3 protein-coding genes and 2 pseudogenes are annotated in these 5,208 nt (G+C 71.3%); all 5 read left to right on the top strand.

The genetic code is table 11. The features are described 5' to 3' along the window. A pseudogene (locus ACFWP2_RS39450) lies at positions 1-108 on the top strand (ATP-binding protein); the annotation flags it as partial. Positions 109-507: 399 nt separating this feature from the next. Then, a complete protein-coding gene (locus ACFWP2_RS39445; RefSeq protein WP_380460939.1) occupies positions 508-3,858 on the top strand; it encodes a nitrate- and nitrite sensing domain-containing protein in 3,351 nt (1,116 codons plus the stop codon). Between the two features lie 10 nt (positions 3,859-3,868). Beyond that, complete coding sequence (locus ACFWP2_RS39440; RefSeq protein WP_030057391.1) at positions 3,869-4,282, top strand: roadblock/LC7 domain-containing protein; 414 nt, start codon at positions 3,869-3,871, stop codon at positions 4,280-4,282. A 161-nt stretch (positions 4,283-4,443) separates the two neighbouring features. Then, a complete protein-coding gene (locus tag ACFWP2_RS39435; RefSeq protein WP_380460937.1) occupies positions 4,444-5,085 on the top strand; it encodes a DUF742 domain-containing protein in 642 nt (213 codons plus the stop codon). Further along, a pseudogene (locus ACFWP2_RS39430) lies at positions 5,066-5,208 on the top strand (ATP-binding protein); the annotation flags it as partial. The gene ACFWP2_RS39435 and the pseudogene ACFWP2_RS39430, both read left to right, overlap by 20 nt.

The raw sequence follows: 5,208 nt of genomic DNA, 5'->3' as shown, positions 1-5,208 counted from the left end.
CTCGGCGCCGACACCCCCGTCATCACCCTCGACGCCCGCCGCCGCGACAGCGCCAAGAGCGCCCTCATCACCCTCGTCGAACACGCCCTGCTGGCACGACTGCGCTGAGCAGGTGCCACCGCACGGCCCCGACGGCCCGTCCCCCGAAACGGGCCGTCGGGGCCGCGACGCTTACCGGCCGGTGTCCCCCGGGGGGCCCGCGCAAGACCCGTGTATAAGCAGCGGATAACAGTTCGGTAGGCATTTTGTGATCAACAATGACTCAGTGTGGCGAATCAGCGCCACTCAGCGCCAGGTGACCACGGATTTGCTCCGCCATGTCGGTGAATGTCCGGATTGTTCCGGCGCGGGTGCCGGACGGCGGCTGTTTGTCCCCCATCCCCGCACGTGCTGAAATTCCAGCTACCCCTGGATGTCTCCTGCTCCGGCCCGTCCGGCGGAGGGTCAGGGCCCGGGGTAGCGCTGGATTGATCCATGGCCGGCATTCGGCCGAGAGGTAGTTGTCGAGTGAGGCGTAAGCAGCAACCCGCCCCGCAGCGGCGCTCCGAGCCCCGCCAGAGCGAGCCGAACGGTACCCCGGGGGACCCGGCCGGATTCTCCGCGTTCACTCCCACCGAGGAACGCGCCCAGAGCCCCGCCCCGGCCCCCGAACCCCCGGCCTCGTCCACGGCGTCCCGCGGCGGCGGCTCGTCGGGCGACGGCGGCGGATCCAGCCGGTACGACTTCCTCCGCCCGCGCAACTGGCGCGTGCCGACCCGTCTGATCGCGATCCTGCTGATCCCCGTGATCATCAGTCTCGTCTTCGGCGGTCTGCGCGTGAACACCTCGGTCGACGGCTACATCAAGGCCTCCCGCGCCGAGAAGACCGCGGAGCTGGCCAAGGCGGCGACCGAACTCGCCGAAGCGCTGGAGAACGAGCGCGACAAGACGCTCATCCCCCTGCTCACCAAGCAGGACCCGAACAACGAGGTCACCAAGCGCCGCAACGACACCGATGCCGCGCTGAAGGCCTACAACGCCGCCTACGCCGCGTCCGACAAGTCCGGTGAGCTCCCCCGCCGCCACGACGCCTTCCAGGCCCTGGTCATCGACCTGCCGCACCTGCGGGCCAACGCGTACAACCCCGAGCTGTTCATCAGCGCGACCGCCAACGCCTATTCGACGATGTTCGCGCCGCTGCTGGCCTACGACAACTCGGTCGGCCTGGGCTCCACCAACGCCACCAGCAAGGGCCGCGCGATCTACGCGATGTCGCTGGCCAAGGCCTCCGCCTCGACCCAGCGCTCGCTGATGCTGAGCCTGCTGGTCGGCATCTCGCAGAACGGCACCACCCGGTACGAGAACGTCGACGCGACCCAGCAGATCGTGATCTCGGAGAAGCTGGAGCAGGTCTCCCTCAACGAGTTCAAGACCGGCAGCGCCCCCGAGGACGCCAAGAAGTACGCGGACGCTCAGGTCGCCCTGGCCACCACCCAGGACCGCTCGGCGTACAAGATGCCCAACGGTTCGGCGCCCACCATGCAGGGCCTGCTGGCCCTGGCCGCCTCGTACAGCCAGGCCGCCGCCGAGGGCCAGGTGAAGGGCAAGGCCACCGCCGACGCCGCGTTCACCGAGGCGAGGAACGCCGGTCTGACCCCGGACAACTGGAACCAGGCCGCCAACACCCACATCCAGGCCCTGCGGAACACCGAAGTCGCGCTGCTGGACGACGTCCTCACCGAGGCCCGCAAGCTGAAGGACAACGCGCTCTACGACGCCATCCTCAACACGGTCATCGTCGTCGCCGCGCTCGTCCTGGCCGGCCTGCTCACCGGCTACGTGGCCCGCTCGATGATCCTCGGCATGCGCACCCTGCGCAGCGCCGCCCTGGAGATCGCCGACCACCGCCTGCCGGACCTGGTCGAGAAGCTCTCCAAGACCGACCCCGACCGGGTCGACACCTCGGTGACCCCGATCCCGCTGCACGGCAAGGACGAGATCGGCGAAGTCGCCCGGGCCTTCGACCAGGTCCACCAGCAGGCCGTGGCGCTCGCCGCCGAGCAGGCCCTGCTGCGAGGGAACGTCAACGCGATCTTCACCAACCTGTCGCGCCGCAGCCAGAGCCTGATCCAGCGCCAGCTGGCGCTGATCACCGACCTGGAGAACAACGAGGCCGACCCGGACCAGCTGGAGAACCTCTTCAAGCTGGACCACCTCGCGACCCGTATGCGCCGCAACGGTGAGAACCTGCTCGTCCTCGCGGGCGAGGAGGCCGGCCGCCGCTGGAACACCCCGGTCCCGCTGGTCGACGTGCTCCGCGCCGCCGCGTCCGAGGTGGAGCAGTACGAGCGCGTCGAGCTCTCCGGCATCCCGGAGGTCGACGTCGTCGGCGCCGCCGTGACCGACCTCGTCCACCTGCTCGCCGAGCTGCTGGAGAACGCCACCTCGTTCTCCAGCCCGCAGACCCGGGTCCTGGTCAACGCGACCCGCCTGCCGGACGGCCGGGTGCTGGTCGAGATCCACGACAAGGGCATCGGCCTCACCGCCGAGGACTTCGCGGAGATCAACGAGAAGCTGGCCGAGCCGCCCACGGTGGACGCCACCATCTCCCGCCGCATGGGCCTGTTCGTGGTCGGCCGGCTCTCCCAGCGGCACGACATCCGCGTCCAGCTCCGCCCGTCCGGCGAGTCCGCCGGCACCACCTCGCTGGTCATGCTCCCGCCGTTCGTCACCCAGTCGGGTGCGGCGCCGGAGCCGGACGAGCAGTTCACCGTCTCCCGGATCTTCGCCGAGCAGGAGCCGACCGCCGAGTGGGCGCCGGACAGCCGCGCCCGCAGCGCCGCCGAGCTCGGCTTCGACGACCACCTCACCGGCATCGGCAACGCCGGCTCCAGCGGGTTCAGCCCGGCCCTGGAGGCCGTCCAGCGCTCGCAGCGCCTCGACGAGGTCCGCCGCGCGGCCCTGGAGAGCGCCCCGCACGCGCCGGTGGTGGACGCCGAGCTCGAGGAGGACTACCAGCAGGGCTACGACCCGTACGCCCCGCAGGGCTACGAGCAGCAGCAGGCCCAGGCCGACGACCGGTACGGCTACGACCAGGGCGGCTACCAGCAGGACGAGTACCAGCACGACGAGTACGCCCAGGACGGCTACGACCAGTACGCCCCCCAGGGCTACGAGCAGCAGGGCTACGCCGACGACCGGTACGGCTACGACCAGGGCGGCTACCAGCAGGACGGGTACGCCGACCAGTACGGCCGGCAGGCCGAGGAGTCCCCGGCCGGCCACCCGTACGCCCCGGAGCCGCCCGCGCTGCCCGCCGCCGAGGCGCCGCACACCACCCTGGCGTCCGGGCTGCCGCAGCGCCGCCCCGGCGAGCAGCTGGCGAGCGGTGGCATCTCCACCCCGGCCGGCGGCAGCCCGTCCGGCGACGCCCCGAACTGGTTCGCCGGCGCCAAGGACACCTCGGCGCCCGCGGCCCAGCGCGGCCACGACGTGTCCGCGCTCGGCGGGTACGGCCCGACCGGCCCGACCGCCAGCACCGCCTGGCAGTCGCCGAACGACGGCGACTGGCAGCGGGCCGAGCAGCTGCGCGAGCCCAGTTCCAGCGGCACCACCGGTGCCGGTCTGCCGCGGCGTGTGCCCAAGCAGAACCTGGTGCCCGGCAACGCCAAGTCCACCCCGCAGGACGGGCCGCAGGTCTCCCGCAGCCCGGAGGAGGTCCGTGGCCGCCTCACCAACCTGCGCCGCGGTGTGGAGCAGGGCCGCAGCGCCGGTAACACCGGAAGCTTCCGGATCGACCCCGATCAGGTAGACCAGTCCGGCAACGGACAGAACCGGAGCACCGATCTCTTCGGCGGCTCGAACCACCAGGAGCGTTGAGTTGACTCAGATGAGCCAGGCCGCACAGAACCTGAACTGGCTGATCACCAATTTCGTGGACAACACCCCCGGGGTGTCCCACACCGTGGTGGTCTCCGCGGACGGCCTCCTGCTGTGCATGTCCGAGGGTTTCCCGCGCGACCGCGCCGACCAGCTCGCCGCCGTCGCCTCCGGCCTCACCTCCCTCACCTCCGGCGCCAGCCGGATCTTCGAGGGCGGCGAGGTCAACCAGACCGTCGTCGAGATGGAGCGGGGCTTCCTGTTCCTGATGGCCGTCAGCGACGGTTCGGCGCTCGCCGTCCTGGCCTCCCCGGACTCCGACATCGGCCTCGTCGGCTACGAGATGGCCCTGCTCGTCGACCGCGCCGGCGCCGTCCTCACCCCCGCGCTCCGCGCTGAACTCCAGGGCAGTCTCCTGCACTGACGGTTCGTCGGATACCGTCCAGGTATTCGAAGTACCTCCGCGTCCTTCCCGGGCCCGCTTCGGCGGGCTCGGGTTCGGACGTTGTACGGCCTTCGCACCACCGGCTCCGGACCTGCGCCGAAGCTCGCACCGCACCGCCGCACCCTGTGAGGAGAGGAACCGTGACACCGCCCGACGACCGCAGCGGCCAGTACGGCGTTCCGTACCCTGGCACAGGCCATGACGCCTTCGGAGCACCCGGCGTCGGCCACGGTCAGGAGTACGGCCGGCACCAGTACGGGCAGCCCCGGCAGCCGTACCCCCGGCCCGAGGAACAGTACGGCCAGTACGACCAGTACGCCCGGCAGCCCTCGTACGGCGCCCCGGCACCCGGCTACCCGGCACCGGCGCCCGAGCCGGCCCCCGGCTACCGGCCCGCCCATGCGCCCGGCCACGTCGAGGAGTTCGAGGACGAACCCGACTCCGGCCCGCTGATCCGCCCGTTCGCGATGACCGGCGGCCGGACCCGCCCGCGCTACGAACTCGCGCTGGAGGCCCTGGTCTCCGCCGACGTCGACCCGCAGCGCCTGGCCACCCTGCTCCCCGAGCACCAGCGGATCTGCACGCTGTGCACGGAGGTCAAGTCCGTCGCCGAGGTGTCGGCGCTGCTCTCCCTTCCCCTGGGAGTGGCCCGCATCCTCGTGGCCGACCTGGCCGAGGCCGGCCTGGTCGCCATCCACCAGCCCGCTTCCGGCGGCGAAACCGGAAACCAGCCCGACGTCACGCTGCTCGAAAGGGTCCTCAGTGGACTTCGCAAGCTCTAACGCGGCCGCCCCCACCCGCGCCACCACCTCCGCGAAGATCGTCGTCGCGGGCGGCTTCGGTGTCGGCAAGACCACGCTCGTCGGCGCCGTCTCCGAGATCAACCCCCTGCGCACCGAAGCCGT

This window comes from Kitasatospora sp. NPDC058444 (genome assembly GCF_042721415.1).
Classification (GTDB): Bacteria; Actinomycetota; Actinomycetes; order Streptomycetales; family Streptomycetaceae; genus Kitasatospora.
The sequence above is the reverse complement of the archived record's forward strand: the minus strand, read 5'-3'. Positions and strand labels throughout refer to the sequence as shown.

Coding starts and splice junctions, on each gene's coding strand:
- ACFWP2_RS39440 (WP_030057391.1), top strand. CDS start 3,869: ATGAGCCAGGCCGCACAGAACCTGAACTGGCTGATCACCAATTTCGTG.